Origin of the sequence: Mycobacterium sp. (genome assembly GCF_035640695.1) — a bacterium.
Taxonomy (GTDB): domain Bacteria; phylum Actinomycetota; class Actinomycetes; order Mycobacteriales; family Mycobacteriaceae; genus Mycobacterium.
In genome coordinates this window covers 1-20,176 of the sequence record NZ_DASQVQ010000025.1, presented here as the reverse complement: position 1 = coordinate 20,176, position 20,176 = coordinate 1, and the positions used below count along the sequence as shown (strand labels likewise).

At 66.8% G+C, this 20,176-nt stretch carries 23 protein-coding genes; 10 read left to right on the top strand and 13 right to left on the bottom strand.

The window, feature by feature from the left end; all coding sequences use genetic code 11:
* The first annotated feature begins 383 nt into the window (after positions 1 to 383).
* The 4 genes from VE759_RS03100 (at position 384) to VE759_RS03085 (ending at position 3,307) form a co-directional block, all read left to right on the top strand.
* Positions 384 to 770, top strand: a complete 387-nt coding sequence (locus VE759_RS03100) for a YciI family protein (RefSeq protein WP_324928118.1) — start codon at positions 384 to 386, stop codon at positions 768 to 770.
* Positions 767 to 2,008: an RNA polymerase sigma factor gene (locus tag VE759_RS03095; RefSeq protein WP_324928116.1), complete on the top strand. Its 1,242-nt coding sequence runs from the start codon at positions 767 to 769 to the stop codon at positions 2,006 to 2,008. Before VE759_RS03100 ends, VE759_RS03095 begins: the two co-directional genes overlap by 4 nt.
* A complete protein-coding gene (locus tag VE759_RS03090) occupies positions 2,005 to 2,886 on the top strand; it encodes a hypothetical protein (protein WP_324928114.1) in 882 nt (293 codons plus the stop codon). The genes VE759_RS03095 and VE759_RS03090 overlap by 4 nt, the downstream gene beginning before the upstream one ends.
* 79 nt (positions 2,887 to 2,965) lie before the next feature.
* A complete protein-coding gene (locus tag VE759_RS03085) occupies positions 2,966 to 3,307 on the top strand; it encodes a VOC family protein (protein ID WP_324928112.1) in 342 nt (113 codons plus the stop codon).
* A 22-nt stretch (positions 3,308 to 3,329) separates the two neighbouring features.
* On the opposite strand, the gene VE759_RS03080 is transcribed toward VE759_RS03085, so the two are convergent.
* From VE759_RS03080 to VE759_RS03060, 5 genes are read right to left on the bottom strand one after another with little or no spacing between them, the layout of a single operon-like run.
* Positions 3,330 to 3,584 (bottom strand): hypothetical protein, encoded by a 255-nt coding sequence (locus VE759_RS03080; protein WP_324928122.1) that lies wholly within the window; start codon positions 3,582 to 3,584, stop codon positions 3,330 to 3,332.
* Between the two features lie 6 nt (positions 3,585 to 3,590).
* The gene (locus tag VE759_RS03075) at positions 3,591 to 4,373 is read right to left on the bottom strand and encodes an ABC transporter permease (RefSeq protein ID WP_324928110.1); all 783 of its coding nucleotides are present in this window, start codon (positions 4,371 to 4,373) and stop codon (positions 3,591 to 3,593) included.
* Positions 4,370 to 5,041, bottom strand: coding sequence for an ATP-binding cassette domain-containing protein (locus VE759_RS03070; protein ID WP_324928109.1), 672 nt, complete (start codon positions 5,039 to 5,041; stop codon positions 4,370 to 4,372). The genes VE759_RS03075 and VE759_RS03070 overlap by 4 nt, the downstream gene beginning before the upstream one ends.
* 43 nt (positions 5,042 to 5,084) lie before the next feature.
* Positions 5,085 to 5,444, bottom strand: coding sequence for a hypothetical protein (locus tag VE759_RS03065; protein WP_324928107.1), 360 nt, complete (start codon positions 5,442 to 5,444; stop codon positions 5,085 to 5,087).
* Positions 5,445 to 5,477: 33 nt separating this feature from the next.
* The gene (locus VE759_RS03060; protein WP_324928105.1) at positions 5,478 to 6,557 is read right to left on the bottom strand and encodes a YncE family protein; all 1,080 of its coding nucleotides are present in this window, start codon (positions 6,555 to 6,557) and stop codon (positions 5,478 to 5,480) included.
* Between the two features lie 171 nt (positions 6,558 to 6,728).
* Here VE759_RS03060 and VE759_RS03055 point away from each other — a divergent pair, with 171 nt between their 5' ends.
* Genes VE759_RS03055 through VE759_RS03040 form a run of 4 tightly spaced genes read left to right on the top strand, consistent with a single transcriptional unit; the run spans position 6,729 to position 9,585 of the window.
* Entirely contained in the window at positions 6,729 to 7,235 is a 507-nt protein-coding gene (locus VE759_RS03055) for a hypothetical protein (RefSeq protein WP_324928103.1), read from the top strand.
* Between the two features lie 48 nt (positions 7,236 to 7,283).
* A complete protein-coding gene (locus tag VE759_RS03050) occupies positions 7,284 to 8,006 on the top strand; it encodes an MBL fold metallo-hydrolase (protein ID WP_324928101.1) in 723 nt (240 codons plus the stop codon).
* A gap of 31 nt (positions 8,007 to 8,037) precedes the next feature.
* Positions 8,038 to 8,613, top strand: a complete 576-nt coding sequence (locus VE759_RS03045; protein ID WP_324928100.1) for a hypothetical protein — start codon at positions 8,038 to 8,040, stop codon at positions 8,611 to 8,613.
* Positions 8,614 to 8,649: 36 nt separating this feature from the next.
* A complete protein-coding gene (locus tag VE759_RS03040) occupies positions 8,650 to 9,585 on the top strand; it encodes an LLM class F420-dependent oxidoreductase (protein ID WP_324928098.1) in 936 nt (311 codons plus the stop codon).
* A gap of 424 nt (positions 9,586 to 10,009) precedes the next feature.
* Here VE759_RS03040 and VE759_RS03035 read toward each other — a convergent pair whose 3' ends face one another.
* The 3 genes from VE759_RS03035 to VE759_RS03025 all read right to left on the bottom strand — a co-directional run bounded on the left by VE759_RS03035 (position 10,010) and on the right by VE759_RS03025 (position 12,801).
* Positions 10,010 to 10,183: a hypothetical protein gene (locus tag VE759_RS03035; protein ID WP_324928096.1), complete on the bottom strand. Its 174-nt coding sequence runs from the start codon at positions 10,181 to 10,183 to the stop codon at positions 10,010 to 10,012.
* 170 nt (positions 10,184 to 10,353) lie between these two features.
* Complete coding sequence (locus VE759_RS03030; RefSeq protein ID WP_324928120.1) at positions 10,354 to 10,674, bottom strand: hypothetical protein; 321 nt, start codon at positions 10,672 to 10,674, stop codon at positions 10,354 to 10,356.
* A 63-nt stretch (positions 10,675 to 10,737) separates the two neighbouring features.
* A complete protein-coding gene (locus VE759_RS03025; RefSeq protein WP_324928094.1) occupies positions 10,738 to 12,801 on the bottom strand; it encodes an Hsp70 family protein in 2,064 nt (687 codons plus the stop codon).
* Positions 12,802 to 13,194: 393 nt separating this feature from the next.
* On the opposite strand from VE759_RS03025, the gene VE759_RS03020 reads away from it, so the two are divergent.
* Entirely contained in the window at positions 13,195 to 13,743 is a 549-nt protein-coding gene (locus tag VE759_RS03020) for a hypothetical protein (protein ID WP_324928092.1), read from the top strand.
* Positions 13,744 to 13,745: 2 nt separating this feature from the next.
* Entirely contained in the window at positions 13,746 to 14,111 is a 366-nt protein-coding gene (locus VE759_RS03015) for a hypothetical protein (protein WP_324928090.1), read from the top strand.
* Here VE759_RS03015 and VE759_RS03010 read toward each other — a convergent pair.
* The 5 genes from VE759_RS03010 to VE759_RS02990 all read right to left on the bottom strand — a co-directional run.
* On the bottom strand, positions 14,108 to 15,589 hold the full coding sequence (locus VE759_RS03010; RefSeq protein ID WP_324928089.1) for a dynamin-like GTPase family protein: 1,482 nt from the start codon (positions 15,587 to 15,589) through the stop codon (positions 14,108 to 14,110). The genes VE759_RS03015 and VE759_RS03010 overlap by 4 nt on opposite strands.
* 93 nt (positions 15,590 to 15,682) lie before the next feature.
* Positions 15,683 to 16,333 (bottom strand): IniB N-terminal domain-containing protein, encoded by a 651-nt coding sequence (locus tag VE759_RS03005; RefSeq protein WP_324928088.1) that lies wholly within the window; start codon positions 16,331 to 16,333, stop codon positions 15,683 to 15,685.
* A 45-nt stretch (positions 16,334 to 16,378) separates the two neighbouring features.
* Positions 16,379 to 18,226: a dynamin-like GTPase family protein gene (locus VE759_RS03000; RefSeq protein WP_324928086.1), complete on the bottom strand. Its 1,848-nt coding sequence runs from the start codon at positions 18,224 to 18,226 to the stop codon at positions 16,379 to 16,381.
* A gap of 102 nt (positions 18,227 to 18,328) precedes the next feature.
* Complete coding sequence (locus VE759_RS02995) at positions 18,329 to 19,306, bottom strand: IniB N-terminal domain-containing protein (RefSeq protein WP_324928085.1); 978 nt, start codon at positions 19,304 to 19,306, stop codon at positions 18,329 to 18,331.
* Between the two features lie 374 nt (positions 19,307 to 19,680).
* On the bottom strand, positions 19,681 to 20,176 hold a 496-nt coding region (locus tag VE759_RS02990; protein ID WP_324928083.1), incomplete at its 5' end, for an Rv0340 family IniB-related protein.

Sequence of the window (20,176 nt, the reverse complement as noted above, 5' to 3'; positions counted from 1 at the left end):
TCTTTTCGCTGATGCAGGGCCTGATCGTCATGCACCACCTGGTCGAGGACGTATCGGCCGATGTGCTATTGCGCGGGTTATCGTCGCTCGGCGCCGCCGCCGACAGCTCGTGAACCTGCGCGCTGCCGGGATCACACCCGTCCCCGGCACCAGCGCCTTGCTGGACCAGCTGCGGCGCTGACGGGACGCTGTCATGCCGCGAGGCGGTGAAGAGGGCTGTGCCTGTGCGGCCGACGATCCATTTTCGCCGCTCAGCGGTCCCCCAGCTGCCGAGGCAAGCACTGCTGCTGCCGGTAGTGAAAGAAACCGCGATAGGGGTGTCGAGATACGGTCGGCCTGTTCGTCATCTTCTTCAACAGCCCAGGCGTGGGAGTGGAGGACATATGCAGTACATGCTGTTGATCTACAACTGCGAGCGGCCCGAACCGGGTGATCCGGACTTTGCCGATTCGCTGGCCAGAGTGAACGCGTTCGCCGACGAGTGCCGCCGCCGCGGGACGTTCGTCGCCGGGCATCCACTGCAGCCTGAGCACACTGCCACCACGGTCAGTGTGCGCAACGGCAAGACGCTGATCACCGACGGCCCGTTTACCGAGACCCATGAGCACCTCGGGGGCGCCTACATCCTCGATTGTCGCAATCTGGACGAAGCGCTGGAACTGGCCGCGCTGTGTCCGATGGCGGAGCAGGGCGCGATCGAGGTGCGGCCGATCGTGGCCGTGCCGGGCCTGGATCACTCGCCCGCGAATGTGGCGGCCAGGAGCGAATGAGCCCGACGCCGGTCCTGCAGCAGGTGTACGGCGAGCACCGGAGCCGGATGCTCGCCGCGCTGATCCGCGTACTTGGTGATTTCGAGCTCGCCGAGGATGCGCTGCAGGACGCGTGCACGCTCGCTCTGCGTAAGTGGGGCGACATGGTGCCGGACGATCCGGTTGCCTGGCTGCTGACCGCGGCCCGCAACAGCGCGATCGACCGGTTGCGGCAGGCCCGGCTCGGCCGGGAGAAGCTCGGCCAGCTCGCTCGACAGTCAGGCATGGCCAACACGATGACGGATATCGGCACGGACAGCCTGCTCAGGATGGGTGACGAGCGGCTCAGCCTGATCTTCACCTGCTGCCATCCCGCGCTAGCCGAGGATGCGCGGGTCGCCCTGACGCTGCAGGCGGTGGCTGGGCTGACCGCCGGGCAGATTGCCCGTACCTTCCTGGTCTCCGAATCGACACTGGCGCAACGCCTGGTGCGCGCCAAACGGAAGATCCGCGACGCGGGAATCAGCCTCGAGGTTCCCGCCGACCATCTGCTGCCCGAACGGCTCTCCGGTGTTCTCGCGGCGGTGTACGTGATCTTCACCCAGGGCTACACCGCGGCCCACGACCAGCCCGAGCACCGCACGCTGACCCGGGAAGCGATCCGGCTCGGCAAGCTCGTCGCGACGCTCATGCCCGACGAACCCGAAGCGCTGGGCCTGGTCGCGCTGCTGTTGCTGCACGACTCGCGCACCGCGGCCCGATACACCCCAGCCGGCGATGTGATCCTGCTGGCGGACCAGGACCGGTTGCGCTGGGACCGCGCCGAAATCACCGAAGCCATCGGACTCCTGGACCGGGCACTGCGGCTGGGCAGACCGGGGCCGTACCAGCTGCAGGCCGCGATCGCCGCCCTGCACGCCCAGGCTCCCACCGCCGAGCAGACGAACTGGTCGCGCATCGCCGCCCTCTACGCCGAGCTGCTTGCGGTGACGCCGTCGCCGGTGGTGGCGCTGAACCACGCCGTTGCCGTGGCCATGGCGACCACCTCGGAGGAGGGGCTCGCGCTGATCGACCGGATCGACGGGCTTGACCACTACCACCTGCTGCACTCCGCACGGGCCGATCTCCTGCGCCGCCTCGGCCACACCACAGCGGCCGCCGCCGAATACCGGCGTGCACACGAACTCGCCACCAACCCCGCTGACCGGCGCTTCCTCGCCCGCCGTTTGCACGACCTCGACCCCGCGGAGTCCCGATGAGACTGTCCATTCTCGACCACGGCCACCGCCGCCGCGCCAAGCTGTTCCTCACCCTCACCGGCGCCCTGTCCGGGGTGGACAGCCCAGACATCGTCAAGATGCTGCTCTACCGGCCGGGGTTTTTCGCCCGCCCGCTGCTGGAGCTGACCGTCGGCGCGATGCGCGGGCCGTCGTACTGGACCGCCGGCGAACGTGAGTACCTGGCGATGTGCACTGCGCAGCTGCTGCAATGCCCCTTCTGCATCGACACGCACGCCGAGCTCACCCGCATCGCAAGCTACGGCGACATCAACCCAGACGATCCCGCCTCAACACGGCCTGAGCTGTCCGCCGCCCGCGACTTCCTGGCAACCCTCACCCGCACCCCGGACGACGCCGACGCCAGCGGGGCGGCCGCCCTGCCCGAGCACGCGGTCCTGGAGGCGCTGCGGGTCAACCTGGTGTTTAACATCATCGGCCGGCTTGCTAACGCGTTCGGCTTCACTCTCCGCGAGGGCCAGCTGCACAGTGGCGCCCGTGCCCTGCACCGGTTTGGCTATCGCTTTCCGGGCTTCCTGCTCGCCGACGGCAAGTCCAACAGCCACGGCGATGCCGCGGAGAACCTTCGCCATGCGGTGCTGGACGCGCCGGCCACCACCGACCCGGCGCTGCGGAGGGCCGCCGCGACCGGTGATCCGCTTCCCGAACCGTGGCAGTCCTACGTTGCAATGGTCCGCGACGCCTCATACAAAATCACCGACACCGACATCGGCCGCCTCACCGCGGCCGGGCACACCGAGGACCAGATCTTCGAGGTCACCGTCGCGGCAGCGGTCGGCGCAGCGCTGCGCTGCTTCGATGCCGGCGGGCGCGCACTCGAACACAACACCACGGCCTGAATCGAGCAGCCTTGTCGAGAAGGGCGGCGGCTGTTCGTCCTCCGTGCGTCTACCGACGAATAGCCGAAGGGAAGAGAGCATGTCCGGAGAGATCAGCTGGTTCGAGTTGCCCGCCGCCGACACCGCCAAGGCAGGTGCCTTCTACGGCAGCCTGTTCGGCTGGGGCACCAGCGAGTTCGGGGGCGACTACCACGTCATCGACGATGGCCCGGCGGGCGCGATAGCACCCCGGGGGGAAGACTTCACGCACCCGCGGGTCTACTTCGCCACCGACGACATCGACGCTTCGGCCAAGCGCATCGGTGAGCTCGGCGGCCGCAGCGAGGAAGTCCAAACCATCCCTGGCGTCGGCAGAATCGCGCACTGCCACGACGACCAGGGCACCCCATTCAGCCTCTACGAACCCGGCGCACAGGACTGACTGTTCGGAGCCGGTTAGGAGCTCAGTCGATCAACGACTGCGTGCCGAGAACGATTGCGAGGGCTAGTCGCTCGGAATCTTCCGTATTGGGCTCGGCGGTGTAGATCATGATCCGGCGATCGTCGGCGGCGACGATCAGCGTGTCGCAATCAAGCGCGATAGGGCCGACGCCGGGATGGTCGATGACCTTGTGCCGCCCGTAGTTGGGGTGCGGCTCGAAGTCGCCGGACTCCCAGAGCTCGACGAAGCGTGGACTATGCGCAGAGAGGTCGCTGATCGTGGTTTAGTGGCGTTCACGTTCGAGGGTTACCAGGCGATGGGCGCTGTCGAACAGGGACCGTTCGGCTAGGCGTGCGGCGGCCAGCGCAGCCAGCGCGGTGGCGGCGAGCAGCATGTACATGACGACGATCTGGTAGCGGATCGCGGTGAGCGGGTCGACGCCGGCGAGGATGAGTCCGGTCATGGCGCCGGGGAGGGTGATCAGTCCAACCACTTTGGTGGAGTCGATCGCCGGCTGTAGCGCGGTGCGCAGCGCGGATCGCCGGTAGGGCAGGAACGCCTCGGCGGCGGGCAATCCCAGGCACAAGCGGGCCTCGATGGCGGGGCGGGCGGCCAGCGCGTCTTCTTGGACGCGACGCAGCACGAGCCCGGCGGCAACCATGGCGCCGGAAATGATCATGCCGCCGAGGGGGATGACCATGCGAGGCTGCAGCAATATGACGCGCAGCACGAGGAGAGCGCCGAGGGTGATGGCGGTGCCGCCGGCAACGGCGATGGTGGCGGTCCGGCGGGCTTTCGGCAGGTTGCCGCCGCGTCGTGCGGCGACCTGTCCGGCGATGATCACCATGACCGCCACCCATCCCAGCGCTCCGGCCGTGCCGCCGCGAGCGAACAGCACCAGCAGGACGGCGCCGACGGCGATCAGCTGAATCGCGGCGCGTACCGCGGCCACCAGCAGCTCACGGGTGAGGTGCAGGCGCTGCCGGTAGGCGACTGCGGCAGCGACGGCGACCAGAAGTGCCGAGGCCGCCACCGCGGCCCAGCTCGGCACGGGCAGCCCGGTCATGGCCCGGGCTGCAGGTAGGCGACGGCGTCGGCCGGCCCGGCCTGAATGAGGCGCCCGTGGTCCAGCACAAGCACCGTGTCGGCGATACGGCGAATCACGGCGAGGTCGTGGCTGGCGAATACGACGGTGCCGCCGCCGGTGGTGTGGTCGCGGGCCAGGTCGGCGATCAGTGCGGTGTTGAGCCCGTCGAGCGAGGATGTGGGCTCGTCGAGGACCAGCACTTCGGGTGCGACGGCCAGCGCCCGCGCCAGGCACACCCGCTGCGCTTCCCCACCGGACAGCTCGACGGTGGGCCGGTTGGCGAGGCTGATCGGCAGGCCCACCCGGTCCAGCAGGCCGGCCAGATGATCTGGCGTCAGGTCGGGCCGGCCGACCCGCAGCTCGTCGGCGACCCGCTCGGTCAGCAGCGTGGGATGTTGCGCGACCAACCCGACCCGACGGCGAAGCGCCAACACGTCGAGTTCGGCAACTGATACGCCATCAATCAGCACTCGGCCGTGCGTCGGTTCGGACAGCCGGTTCAGAAGTCGTAGCAGGGTCGACTTCCCGGCCCCGCTGGGCCCAACGACGGCGGTGCAACCGTCGGCCGGGATATGTGCCGAGATATCGTCCAGTAGCCGGGTCTGCCGACGGGCCACCGTGACCTCGTCGAGTACAAAACCGTGCATGCCATTCATCTTTCATGCAGTTGTCCTCCGGTGTCGGCGGCGTTTAGATCGTGATGACGCAGACTGCCAGGGCGATGATCGTAAGGGCGGCGCGGACTTGGGCGAAGCTGCGGTCGTCGGCGGGTGGGCGCAGTCCGGCGTAGCAGCTCAACACGACGTAAACCAGGATCGGGGCGGCCCAGTCGTTGGCGCTGAATGGATGGATCCCGTCGTTGTTGAGCTGCGGCATGTTGGCGCTGAGCCGCCAGGCGAACACGGCTGCTCCGGTGAGCACCGCGAGGGCGATCGCCTCGCCGGGGTAGGTCGGACGCAGCCGCCACCACGCGATCGGCAACCCGACTACGGCGGTGATCGCCGAGGTGAGCGCGATGTGCAGGGTAGTGAACGTGCCGGGGTCGGTCATCGAAGAAGATCCTTCGGCTGAAGACGGGTGATGTCAGATGGGTTGGCGTTCGAGCAACGCGGGGTGTCCGCCGGTTGCGGCCGGGACTGGGAAGTAGCTGTGGTGGCTATTGGGGTCGACGGCCACCACGTGAGCCCCGTCGGCGAGGTGATCGTTGCCGGTCACCGCGAGTTGGTGGTCGTGCAGGTCGAGGATGGTGACCCAGCCGCTTTCGGCCGCGACGTAGAGCCGGTGCGCGCCCACATCGTAGGCAAGAACATCGGGACCATCGCCAACCGGGTTGGTGCTGATTACCTGTGCTGATCCGAGATCGACGGTGAGCAACGCAGCGTTGCCGTCGCAGGCGACGAACGCCAATCGGTCATCGGGGTCCAGCGCCAGACCGTGCGAATGGTCGCAGCCCGGCAACGCCACCGTGTTGGTCACGACCAGGGTCGTCGGGTTGATCAGCGCGAGTTCGTTTTTGCCCTGCACGGCCACCACCATCTGGTCGGCGGTCGGGTCGTAGACCACGTTGCCGGCGTCCCCGCCCAAAGCGACGGTGCCGCGCGGGGCGCCGGTGTTGGCGTCGATCACCGTCTCCGATCCGCCCGTTTCGTTTGTCGTCCATATCGCTGCGCGGTGCGGATCGTAGGCCAGCCCGTCGGGGTAGTCGCCGGTCGGGGCGTGCCCGAGCTGTTCGGCAGTGTCCTCGTTGAGGATGACCATCGAGTTAGCGCCGGTCGCGGTGGCATAGACCCGATGCAGGCCGGGAACGACCAGCACGCCGTGGACCTGGGGGATGTTGCCGATCGTGCGCACCACCTGGTGGCGGTGCACATCGACCTCAACGACTTCCCCTGCTCCCAAGTGCGCGATGAACAGCAACCCTTTGCCCGGGTCCAAACTGGCGTAGTCGAATCGCGAATTATCACCGGGCAACGCCATATCGCCGACCACCCGCAACGGCAGCGCAGACCGCGAACCCTGCGGCCGGGCTCGACCATGCAGCACAGTCAACCCGACGACGGCCGTCAGGACGACCAGAACGACAACGCCCGCGCCGACCGCCGGCAGCACCCATCGCCCGCGTCGACGGCGACGCGGCGTGGCGCTGTTTTCGGGTGCACCCATCAGTTCGTCTACGTTTCCGGCTCCGCAACAGTTCGCGCGGTTCGACGGATGACAACCATCGGGTCGCGCTCGCTCCGCATGGAGTGTCGATGACATGATGCTGGAAAACGCCGGATCGACGGCCTGCTGCGGTGACAACTCCGGCGCATTCCTACGGCGGTGAGAGCGCCGGTGGATACCCCTGAGGGGTATACTGCGGGTGGCGAAGATAAGGATGCGGAGGACACCGAAGTGAAATGCGTGACCTGCGGAGACGACATTCTGCAGGAGAGGGCAGAGCTTGGTTTCAAGTACTGCACCAAGGCCGAATGCGTTCGGCAGAACCGGGACGGCATGGTCGTGGTCGAGATTGCTCAACACAAGACCAACCCGGAATACGTCATCCTCAACGGCGAGCGCGGAGAACAAGCGCTGAAGGACATGCGGGAAGGCAAGTACCGCAGAGACCCGGTTGTGGTGAAGCGGGAATCCTTTCGGCCCGACTTCGAGGTTCCGAAGGGCAGGTTTCCGCAGCCTAAGGTCAAGAAGCACGCCGCCAACAGGGTGAAATTCGTTCAGGCTCTTCAGGATCAGGGCTACCGGGTGGAGGACATCGTGGCGAAGGGCGCCTACATGAACCTGACCCGAAGCGAGGTGGCGCGCTACATGAGTGGACGGAGACGCGGCCCGGGCAGGTGATCGGCGCTCGACGTTGAGCTTGTCGGAGGGCAAGCGCACGATGGGGCCATGGACACCACCGTCGACGAAATCGCGGCCGGCATCTTTCGACTGTCGACCTGGGTACCGGGTGTCACCGAGAACGGCTTCACCTTCAACCAGTTCCTGCTGACCGGGGAGCAGCCGTTTCTGTTCCATACCGGCATGCGCCAGCAGTTTCCGCTGGTCTCGGACGCCATCGGGCGCGTCATCCCCCTCGAAAAGCTGCGCTGGATCTCGTGCGGGCACATCGAGGCCGACGAATGCGGAGCGATGAACCTGCTGCTGGCGGCCGCACCGCATGCCGAGGTCATTCAGGGCCCGTTGGCCTGCATGCTGTCGTTGACCGACATGTCCGACCGCCCGCCGGTGGTAGCCGGTGAGGAGCCGCTCGACACCGGTGGGCACCGGCTGCGGTTCATCGGAACCCCGCATGTGCCGCACAACTGGGAGGCCGGGGTCTGGTTTGACGAGACCACCGAGACGCTGCTGGCCGGTGACCTGCTCACGCACGCGGGTAAGTGCCCCGCGTTGACCGAATCGGACTGCGTGGCGCCCGCGATCGAGGCTGAGAACTTGTTTCATGCCACCGGGTTGACCCCTCAGCTCGGGCCGACGCTCGAACAGCTCGCCCGGCTGAACCCGACGACGCTCGCGATCATGCACGGCGCGTCGTTCACCGGCGATGGCGCGGGACAATTGCGCGGGCTCGCCGACGGCTATGCGGCCATGGCGGGCGCGTCACTGCAGTAACTTCAGTCACATCGACAGTAGCCTTGTGCGGGTGCGGCCCGCGCTCCTGGCGACGACGACCATCGCCGCGGCAACGTTGGCGACGCTGCTGGCAGCCGGCTGCTCGTCAACGATCGGCGGCCGGCCCGTCGCCACTCCGGGCGCGCCGACCGAGCCCACCTTCCCGACGCCACGACCGAGCCGGACCGCCGCCCCGCCAACCACCACGGCGCCGCACCCCAGCCCCACCGCTCCGGCGGCCCCGACCGCGACCGCGGCCCCCGGCGCAGAGGAGCTTCCGCCCAACGATCAGGGCTACGTCTACATCGAAACCAAATCGGGCAAGACGCGATGCCAGATATCGCGCACCGCCGTCGGCTGCGAGGCGCAATTCGTCAATTCGCCGATGCAGGACGGGACACACGCCAACGGCGTCAACATCACAGCCGACGGCGCCGTGCGGTGGCGGGTCGGCAATCTCGGCGACATCCCTGTGGTCACGCTGGACTACCAGAACTATCGCGCACAGGGCTGGTTCATCGACGCGACCACCGACGGCACCAAGTTCGTCAACCAGCGCACCGGCCACGGCATGTTTGTCAGCGTCGAACAGGTCGATACTTTCTGAAATCAGTCGGCCGGCGGGCGCGCCTACTCTGGCGGTATGGATTTCCGCGCGTTCGTCGAACCACAGCAAGGCGCGTCCTACGCCGATCAACTCGCGGTCGCGCAAACCGCCGAGGCGCTGGGCTTTTCGGCGTTTTTCCGATCCGACCACTTCCTGGCGATGGGCGGCGACGGCCGGCCCGGGCCAACCGACTCGTGGGTGACGCTCGGCGCCATCGCGCGCGAGACATCGACGATTCGGCTGGGAACGCTGGTGACGTCGGCGACGTTCCGCTACCCCGGACCGCTCGCGATCGCGGTGGCGCAGGTCGACGCGATGAGCGACGGGCGCGTCGAGCTCGGCATCGGCGCGGGCTGGTTCGAGGCGGAGCATCAGGCCTATGCGATCCCGTTCCCGCCGCTGGCCGAACGGTTCGAACGGCTGGCCGAACAACTCGACATCATCACCGGGCTGTGGACCACCGACACCGGGCAGCGATTCGACTATGCCGGCAAGCACTACACGGTCACCGATTCACCGGGGCTGCCCAAGCCGGTGCAAAACCCCCATCCCCCGATCATCATGGGCGGCTTCGGCGCCAAACGCACACCGGTGCTGGCCGCCAAGTTCGCGGCCGAATTCAACGCGCCGCCCCTTGCGTCGCTGGACCTCGCGAAGGCCCAATTCGAGCGGGTCCGCACCGCGCTGGCCGCCGCCGGCCGGTCGGCGGAGTCAATCGGCTACTCGGCGGCGTTTGTGATCTGCGCGGGCCGCGACGACGCCGAGGTGACCCGCCGCGCCGCCGCCATCGGGCGTGATCTCTCGGAACTGCGGGCCACCAGCCCGCTGGTCGGAACGCCGGCCGAGATCGTCGACAAGCTCGGCGCGTGGTCGCAGATCGGCGTGCAGCGGGTGTACACGCAGCTGCTCGACATGTCGGATCTCGCGCACCTGGAGTTGTTCGCCACCGAGGTGATACCGCAGGTCGGCTGACTTGCCGCGGCGGTGGATCACTTACTGCCACAACACCTGTCACCATTGGGTGGCGTCGTTCGTGGTTTGGCGGCTTGTGTGAACGGGCGGCTTCCAGTGTGAACTCATGGTGTCGACACGCCGGTGATCGGCGCCGTGTGGTCACAGTCGATGCCCTCAGGTCACAGTCGGCGCCCTGTGGTCACAGTCGGCGCCGTGTGGTCACAGTCGGCGTGTACGGGAGCAAACCCGCCCTACTATCTGTGCCCGTGACCTATCGCGGGCACGACGACGAACCGCAGCCGTCGGGACCCGATGCCAGGCCGTGGTATCACCACCCCGCTGCGGTCGCCGGCGGGGCGGTACTCGGGGTCGGCGCGGTGGCCGCGATCGTATTCGCGGTCATCCAGACCGCACATCACGCGAGCACTCCGACCGGCACGGTTCACCCGAGTGCGACGACCACGTCAAGGACGCCGATCGCGACGACAACAACGACAACAACGACAACCACGACGACCGCGACCGAGACCACGACCGAGACCACGACAAGCGAACCTCTAACTACCGCGGCGACGACGACCCAGGAACCCACCACCACCGAATCGCCGAGCACCACCACTACGACGCGTACGACTGGTTTCCGCGCGACTCCGTCGCGGCACCCGCCGTTTCCTCGTAACCGCGGCTGAGTCAGCGGCGGTGCCCGCTAGCATCGGTGGCCGTGCCACGCTACGGCCCGCCCGATGACCCCAATTACTACTCCGAACAGCCGCACGGCTACGGCGGCTACGGTCCGCCGCCCGAGCCGCCCGTGCCCTGGTATCGCAGGCCGGCCGCGCTATTCATCGCGGGCGTGCTCGTCGCGATCCTGTTGATACTGCTGATCTGGGCCATCGTGAAGCTGGCGTCGGGCCCGTCGAGCACCACCACAACGACGACGACCACCACGACGCGAACATCGGCGGTCATCGCTCCGCCACCCACTATCACGTTCGCCCCGACGGTCACACAGACCTCGACGGCTCCCATCACGACGACCGAGTCGACGACCACGGTGTCGCCTACGACAACCGTGACCATCAGCACGAGCACCAGTACCGTGACCATCACGGTGCCCACGGTGGCGCCGCCCGTGCCGTAGCCTTCGGCCCGCAGAGGTCGATCAGCCGATTAGCAACCTGCCCCGGGCTGACCGCATGGGACGCCTTGGCCTTGCTGCGGGGCTTTCTGACCTTGGCCGCCCTGGCCCTGGGCGGGCTGTGCACCACCCTGGCCTTGCGCGGGCTGTGCACCACCCTGACCTTGCGCGGGCTGTGCACCACCCTGACCCTGCGCGGGCTGTGCACCACCCTGACCCTGGGCGGGCTGTGCACCACCCTGACCCTGGGCGGGCTGAGCACCACCCTGACCCTGCGCGGGCTGAGCACCACCCTGACCCTGCGCCGGCTGGCCACCCTGACCCTGCGCCGGCTGGCCACCCTGACCCTGCGCGGGCTGGCCACCCTGACCCTGGGCCGGTTGGCCACCCTGACCCTGCTGCTGGGGGCCCGGGCCCGGCTGAGCCGGGTTAGGCAACGGCGGAGTCAGCGGCTGCGGTGGCGGTGGGGCGAGTTGCGGGCCCGGTTGAGGCGCCGGTACCTGCTGCGGCGCCGGCGCTAGCTGGCGCTGTACCACGTTCGGCTGTTGCACGAGAACGGGTTCGGGCCCTTGCTGCGGCGCTTGCTGCGGCGCTTGCGGCGGCGCCTGCGGCGGCGCTTGTGCCGGCCCTGCGGCCGGGGCCTGCAGCGGCACCACCGCCGACGGTGTCGGCGTGCCGGTGGTGTTCGCCGGCACGGTCGACAACCCGGCCATCTTCGTCGTTACCAGGAACCCGCCACCCGCGAGCAAGACGGCGAAGGCCGCGGCCGCGAACAGAACTCCGGGCCGCCGATACCACGGCAGCGGCGGTAGCTCTTGGTCGTCGCCGTCGCCGTACTCGCTGTTCTGGAAGTGGACCTGGGGTCGCGCCCGATCGGTTTGATCTCCGGTGTAATCCGAGTAGGCGGCGGGTGCGATGTCATCGGTGGACTCGTCTTCCGACCAAGCCAGTGAAAGCACCGGTGATTCGGCCGCCGCCGTTTGGGCGGCTGTCTCGGTCAGCGCCGCGGCGGGCGCGGTAAGAGTCATGGGCGCAACGGCGGTTGCAAGTCCGGTCGCCGACTCGTCCGCCGCACCGCGGACGGCGATCAGCCGCGCACCGAGCGCCGCGGTGACCTGGGGCCGGCCGGCTGTGGTCACCGGCATACGCATCACTTCGGAAAGCCGCTGGGTCACAAAGGGAATGGATGCACCGCCGCCGGTCGTCGCCAGTGCGACGAGGTCAGCTTGGGCAATGTTGTTGCGCTGCAGCGTTTCTTCCAAGGTCGCGAGGAAACCGTCAAGCGGATCGCGCAGCGCGGCCTCAAGTTCGCCACGCGTTAGCCTGACCGTCGATTGCGCTCCCGGCACTGGTCCGGTGAATCCGGTAGCAGTCTCAAATGACAACCGCTCCTTGGCAATCCGGCATTGTTCGCGGACGCGACTCAACGCCACAACCGCTGACGTGCTGGACGGGTCGATATCGAGATCTGTGAGCACCTGTCGGAGTATGGCCTGATCGATGAGATCGCCTGAAAGCTCCTCGTAGCGCACGGTAGGGCCGACACTAGCGAAACGCGCCGCCGCGTCCGCGAGCGTGATGCTCGTTCCCGTCGCACCGAAATCGCAAAGCGCGACAACGCCTCGCGCCGGCAGCCCGGCCTGCGACTGCAGCGCCGTCAACGCAGCAACCGCGTCGGAGACCAGCGCCAGCGGTTGTCCCTGCGGGCAAAGTGCGGGCTTGATGGCGACCGCGTTACGCAGCGTGTCGACGACATTCGGTTGCCAGTGCGCCGGAACCGTTGCGCTCATTTGCTCCGGCGGCCGAGTGGGGCTTACTGCGCGGGTCAAAGCCTGAAGGGCCTCCGCTACGAGGCGCTCGCCCCGATGTTTTGAGCCGTCGCTTGCGACCAGTGGCACCGGGTCACCGACGCGCTCGACAAACCCGTTGAGCACGAGACCCTGCTCGTCGAGCTGCGGGTTCTCGGACGGCGCACCGACCTCGGGTGGACGATGCGAAAACAATGTGAGCATCGCCCGACGAATCGTCGGCGCGCCCGTCGCCGGCGCGGCCACAAGATTCGTCGTTCCGATCGACAATCCAAGTGAGTCAGTCATGGCTCGCTCCCTTGATAGCCGCGAGCACCGGCCTCAAGGACAGCCGGGGGGTCCGATGGGCGCTGGTAGCCATCGTCTGGTCCTTACCTATGTCTATGCGATGTCTATGCGATCTATGCCGCTTGCTGCGCGGGTTACTTCCGCAAACTCGTTCACCCGGGGCAAGTATCTGCCTTCTTGCGGTCGCGCGCGCGAGTATCGCACTACTCGATCCGGCCGAATCGGATCTCTGTGATGGGCTTGCGCTCGCTGTTGCCGAAATCGGTGCGCCAGCCTCGGCAAATCGGCAACGATGTCAGCCGTCAGCGCAGCGGCCGACCGGCAACAATGCCGTGCATGACCAAGGCAGCTGATCGGAGAACATGTCCGCGGCACCGCCGGTAAAATCGGCGAGTGGCGCTGAATGAACCACCGGACGTGCTCGACATGCACGACCCAGTAGATGGGGCCGATGGGTTCGACGGGTTTCACGACGGCCGCGACGACGGCTATGAGTCCGACCCCGATGAGATGGATGGCTACGAGCCAGAGGCGTATCCGATCGCGCCGTATGAGCCGCCGCCGCAACCCTGGTACCGCACAACGCAGGCCATCATCGCCATCGGCGCAATCTGCGTCGCGGCGGTAGCGCTGCTGGTCTCGATCGTGCTGCTGGTGTTCCATCCAGCCCACGACAGGGAGGGCAACGTCGTCCAGCCGACGAGGATACCGACGACCGCGCCGCCAGCCCCCACCACGGCGACGGCGACGGCGACGGCGACGGCGACAACCGCGATCCCGCCACCCGCCGGAACGACCGCCGGCCAGCCGGCGCCCGCGAACACGGCGCCGGTGATCGTTCAGACAAGGGAAAATCGTCCAACCAAGGCGCCGGAGATCAACGTCACGCGCACACCCATCAGCGTTCGCCCGTCGCCCCGCGCACCGCACCCGCAGTACTGACGATGGCGCGCAAGGCCTACGCGCACGACGCCGTGGTTGTCGTTGACCCCGGCGGCGACCCTGCCGCGCCCGGCGGAGCGGTAACCGTCGCGCTGTGCGGACACTGGGACCACCCACCGCCGTGTCCGCTGGCGCCGCACCACACCGCCGCCCGTCCGGCCGGTGACACCGTCGAACTGCGAGTGCTCTTCGCGACCGAACCGGCGAACGAGAAGCGGGTTCGCTCGCTGATCGGCGAGGCGCTGGCAACCGGACGACTCAACGGTCCGGACGGTCATATCACCAGGTGGACGGTGCGCTCGGCCCAGCCAGCGCTCGTCCGCCCCGACGAAGAGGACGACGCCTCGCGGCTGATTGCGAATCCCTAACGCCGCGAAGTGTACTGGGCGACGATCCCTTCGGCGCTCCGAACGGCCGCCCGGCACGCCCTGGTGGTGAACGGATCGTTGAGCGGATGCTCGGCGCGACGCCGCCAGCGCTGCGCGGCGGCGAATGCCGCCCGCGGCCCGTCATACGGTGCGTCGGGGCTCAGCCCCAGCCTGCTGGCCGGGTCCGTCCCGGAGCCACCGATGATGCGGCGCAGCGAAGCGATCTCGTCCTCGTTGAAGGTCGTTGGCCGCGAACGCAGTTGGCTAAGCAGCCGCAGCTCTTCAAACGCGTGCGTATCAGCGATCAGCGGGTCGATGTCGGCGATGATGTACGGCGTGGCCGGAATCGGGTTCGTCTGCACGAAGCGGCGCAGCGACACCAGTGCGGTGTGCGCCTTCAGCAGGTCCGAGCGCTGCGCGAACTGCTGGTCGATGACGTCACGCAGCGCCACCAGACCGCTGCGCTCCAGCAGCTCGTCGGCCAGCGCAACCGAATCGCTAACCCCGGATCGCAACACTGCGACCGAAATGCGCAAGCCGAACATGCCGAACCGATCGAGTAATTGCGCGCGGGTGGCCGCATCGACGGGCAGCGGGCTGTCCTCGCGGGTGAAACGATCCACCGACAGCATTGCCTTCGCGAGCTCGGCGGGCTCGACGCCGGCCAACTTCTCCAGCGCGACGAATTCGCTCTGCCGCAAGGTCCGTGCCGTCAGCGCCAGCAAGCCGGAAACCGGAACCACGGCCTGGCAAATGCCGGTCTTGTCCATCTCGGACGTGAACCGCTTGGCAACGTCGTTCGCGGACATCATCGCGTCGATGCGGCCGGCGCCGATCTCGTCGGCCCGGGACGCGACGCCGATCACGCCGAGCGCACCGGCGGAGCCGCCGACCGATTCGCCAATCTGCTTGAGCAGCGCGATGTCCGCGGCGTTCAGGGTGCGCAACAGGAAGACGACCGCGTCCACGCGCGGGACGCCGTCGGCCGGTGTCAGCAGCCTCAGGGTGCGCGCCGAGACGTCGCTGTTGAGCGACGACGTGCCGGGGGTGTCGATGATCGTGGTGTCGATCAGTTCGCTGGCCGGCCACTCCACATGCAGGTCGAGGACGTCTTCCGGGTCCAGCCTGGCGAAGTCGAAGGTCAGTCCGCCATTGCGGCTGATGGGCACGTTGGATCGGCGGCCGCCGCGATGGTTGGCGGTCACCTTCGGGATGGGCCCCTGACGGAACCACGTCACGATCCTGGTCGCCTCGGTCGCGTCGGTGGGCGCGATGTTTTCCCCGACGAGCGCGTTCACCAGCGTGGACTTGCCGGCCTTCAGCGTCCCGGCCAACGCGATACGAATGGGTTCATTGAGTCGGCGACCGATCCGGTCCAGCTCGTTGTGCACATCGGGGCGCTGCCGGTAGTTGGGGTCGCGCTGGTAGGCCCGCATGGTTCCACCCAGGATCGCGCGCACTTGATCACTGGTGCTCATCTCGCGGTTCCCTAGGCCCTCCTGCGTCGGCGATTCGCCGGATATTCAGCTTAAGCACTGACGCCGGGGCGCGCGGAGGCGGTTAGGGCGCCGTCAGAAGAACACGTCGCCGCCGGGCAACCCGTCCGATGACGGCGCCGACGCGGCATCGTCTGCCCCGGTGTCCGGCAGGTGGCCGACGGGCTCCCCCGCGGCGAAGGTGCCGTGCGTCGACTGGTCGTAATCACCCCATAACACGCTGTCGGTGGCGCCGTGCGTGTCTACCGCGTCGTAGTTCACATGCGACGAATCATCCGGCAACACGCCGCCGGTGCCACCGTGTGTGTCCACCGCGTTGTACTCCACATGCGACGACTGGTCGTAATCATCCGATACCACGCTGCCGGTGCTGCCGTGCGTGTCCACCGGGTTGTAGTCCACGTGCGACGACTGGTCGTAATCACCCCACAACACGCTGTCGGTGCTCGGATTGTCCATCGGCGCAGGGTCCGCCTGCGGCGGCTGGCCGAAATCACCGGACATCACATTCTGTAGCGCGGCTTGGGGATCCTCGGCTCCGATGATCGATTGCAATGGGTGATCGAGCGGCATCGACGCGGCCACCGTTGGCAACAGGGAATGCACGGCTGCGGGAGTCGCGTCCGGCAGTCCTGCCTGCTGAAGCGCTTGGCCCGGATCGTCGGCGAATGCGCGGGCGCTTTCCGGGTCACGGAACAGATTTGCGGTGAAGTCAATGAGAGACATGGCCTTCTCCTCGAGAGCGTTTGGGCGGATTGTCGGGTATTGCGTCTATGCCGCGCCGATGGGCTGCGGGGCGGCGGGGACGATCTTGGTCGCGTGGTCGGTTATCTGGTTCAAAATGTTTAGTTGCCGGGAGAGCTCTTGGACCCGCGTGTTGCGCTCGGCCTCTTCCATTCTCGCTGCGTTGATCGTGGCCTGCAGCGACTCGTTGAGGGAGCGTGTGGTCTGGTTTGCGATGCCGCGGTAGTGGTCGCGCAATTGACGCTGGATCATCTTCAGCCGATCTCTCGCCTCCTTGTTCACCACGAAGGAAACGTCGTCGACGAAACGGCGCATGTTCATCTTCGCTTCGTTCCGAACCCGCATCATCCTGTTTTCCATGTCTTCTTTATAGGCTTTGCGTCCCAGGATGATTCCGGCGCCGACCGAAAGTGGGTTGAACATACCCAGCCCCGCCAGCGAGGTCATCATGCCGAACATCAGCATGCCGCCGTAGGAACCGCGCATGCCAGTAATCACCTTGTGCCCGGTCTTGATCGGCTTGGCCTCAAGCTTGGCAAGCGACTTCAAGCCGGTGAAATTGGCGCCCATGTCCTGCGCATTGATCTGCGGCATCTGGACCGATTCGAGCCCGGCCTCGACGAAGGTTCGGCCGACTTCTTGTGCCAACACCTCGGACCGCTGATACGCCCACACGAAGTTGTCGCCGACGGCAGTCGCGACGGCATTCTCCAACTCGTTGCCGATCTCGGCCCAGTGATGCGTCGGATCGCAGTTGTCGATCATCTTCTCGAAGTGCTGCGTGATTTCGCGGAACCGCATTCGCATGTCATGGTCCACGTCTGCGCTCAGATCGGCGATTCCGTCATTGAGCACCTGCTGCCACAAGGCCGTTTGCTGCAGCGCGTCTTGAGCTTCCTGCTTGCGGCGTTCCAAATCATGCTTGAGCCGCTCCTGCGCGTCTGGATCGTTGATGGCCTCCAGTTCGGTGCTGACCTTCATTGTCAAATGCTCTGCAGCCGACCGGATCTCGGCAACGACCTGATCACGTACTCGATCGTTCTCCCGGGAGAGCACCTTCTCGCCGAGCCACTTCACAATGGCCGGGAAATTCGATTCCTCGTTGAGCTCCTTATCGTTCAGCTGGATCGCTTGACTGCGCAGCAGCGACGACGACGGGATTACCGGTGCGCTGATGCCCGCGCGTTGCAGGTGCGCGGTGTCTGCATTGACGATTTCGCGCCAGTGCGGATACAGATCGATCTTGGTCAAGACGATGGCTGCCACCGGGCAAATCTCAAACGCCTGGCGCATGAAAGTCATTTCCGGCTCGGTGAATTCCTGGCTGGTGTCGCTGATCATCATCACCGCGTCGGCGTCGGGCATCAGGCCCAAGGTGGCTGACAGGTGCGGCTGACCGTAGCCGCCGACACCCGGAGTGTCTACCAACGCCAAGCCGCCTTTGAGCATTGGGCTCGGCGCGTTGACTTCCAACCGGATCACCCGCCGGCCGCCGGCCTGCGGCGCCCGGCGCAAGTCGTTCTTGATCTCGGACGAGGGGATCTCGATGATTTCCGGTTCGGCCCCGTCGCCGTTGTCGACGACCAGCCGCGCCGACGGCTGCTCCCCGTAGGCGACGATCGTTGCCAGAGCGGTGGTCTCGTCGTCGCCGACGCGGGCGACGGGGAGATTCAATAGCGAGTTGATCAGCTGGCTCTTGCCCTGCTTGAGCTGACCGGCGACGACCACCCGGATCTGTGGATCGGTGATCCGCGTCCGGGCCAGGGCGAGCCGCTCCGCGAGATCGTTGCGTTCGTTGAGTTCGGCGATCTTCACGCCGTGATCGATGAGCTCGACGATGATGCTGACCTTGCGGGGGTCATCGGGTTGTGTCATGAATTTCCTCGCTCACTTCCCACCGTTTTGGAACTGAGGTTATGCCAACTGGCGGGGACCGCGACGGTCCCCGCCAGTTGCGCTATGGGATTGTGCTGCCGATCAGAGCGGGAAACCGATGCCGCCGCTATGGATGCCGGTGTCCACGTGCGTCTCTGTGGTTTGGTGCGTCGATTCATCGACGTTGTGGCTGCCCATCGAGTTATCGGTGTTGTGGCTGCCCATCGAGTTATCGACGTTGTGGCTGCCCATCGAGTTATCGTCCTGGTGCTGGGCATTGATGCTGCCACCGACGTCACCGTGCGTTGAGACGTTGGTCTCGTCGCCGAGGTGGGTTGACGAGTCGCTCATGTGGATGCCGCCGCCGCCCGTAGCACCGGCGCCACTAGCCTGCCCGCCGCTGGCGTCGACGTGGTTGAACACCGGACCCTTGTTGTCGGAGATCACGTCACCACCCGCAGTCTGCGAGCTGTTGTGGACCTCGTTGCCGCGGCCCACCGTGACGTTGGAGCCGGAGCCGGTGTGGATGTCGCCGTTGTTGACGTCGTTGTTGTTGCCGAGCACCGCGCCATCGCCACTGACGATGTCGCCGCGGTTGTTGTCACCGGTCACCACCGCGTGGCCGCTGGCCTCGGTGTGGTTGCCGCCGAAGGTGATGTCGCCGAAGCCGAGGTTCACGCCACCCTGCTGTGCGTTCGCACCGGCGTGCTGGTCGGGGCTGAGCAGGTCGTTGTGGCTGGCGAAATCGGTGGTGTTGTGGCTGGCGAGATCGTTGTGGCTGGCGAGATCGTTGTGGATAGAGGTGTCCGGCGAGAACGTCCGCTCCGGCGCGAACGTCGGCGCAAACGTTTCTTGGGCGATGCCGTGGTGGTCGGCCACGGCCCGCTGCAGGCCGACGACCGGGTCACCGTGTCCCAGTGCCAGGCCCGGAGCGGCGGTGGCCGCGACGGCCTGGACCTGAGCAGGCGAGACGTTGGGCAGGCCGGCGTCGCGCAGGGCGGCGTCCGGGTCCCTGACGAACGACTGCGCCTGGACGGGGTCGCGGAAGAGGTCGAGTACGTAATCGACGAGGTTGGCCATTTTGAGATCCTTTCGGGTGTGTTGTTGGAGGAGCTAGTCGCCGGTCTTTCCGAACGAACTGAGATCACCGTATGGAGCTGCGGGCAAATCCGTAACGGGGTAGAGGCCCCTCCCTAAGCTCCGCGATGCTGGGGTCGCCCAGCAACCCCCATTAGGGGATTAGGGGGTCGACGGGCAGGCCACGAGCACTTCCCCCTCCCGTTTGCTTGCAATGGGTGTTCTTGCAGGTCATGGCCGTTGCCTGGCCGCCACGCAACATTTGCGAGCAGCTGTAGCTACGGCTGCACGCAAACGTATCTCAGGCGAACCATTGAGTCGTGAGTAATCGACTACTCGTTCTGCGCCGGCGGCGCGCTGCGGCTCGGGGGCGCGGGCTAGGTGAAGATGTCGAAGTTCGGCGCGTCGTCGCCGAAATCGTGGTCCGGGAGCACGTGGTCGGGGAGGACCGGATGGTCGAGGTCGGGCACCTCGTTGAACGCGGGTGCGGCGTCGTCGATATGAAAATCTCCGCCTTGTGACGCATGACCGAAGCTGTCGGCGTCAAGGGTGTGGATCTCGGTCCCGCCGTCTGGAGCGCTGTTGACCACCGGCTGGTCCGGCGCATCGGGGACCACCTGGTGCGCCGCATCAACCGTCGGGGCCGACACATCGTCGAAGGCGTCGAACGCCGCGGTGGCCGCGCCGCTGGCCCATACGTTTCCGTCGGCGCCGAGGTCGGCGCCGGGCGCACCCGTCGAGAACGACTCGGACACCACCGGTATCAAACTGTTCACATCGGCGCTTGTGACGTCGGTCAGGTGAGCATCGGCGATCGCCTGAGCGGGGTTGGCGTTGTAGGCTGCCGCAGCGTCGGAATCCCGAACCAACGAC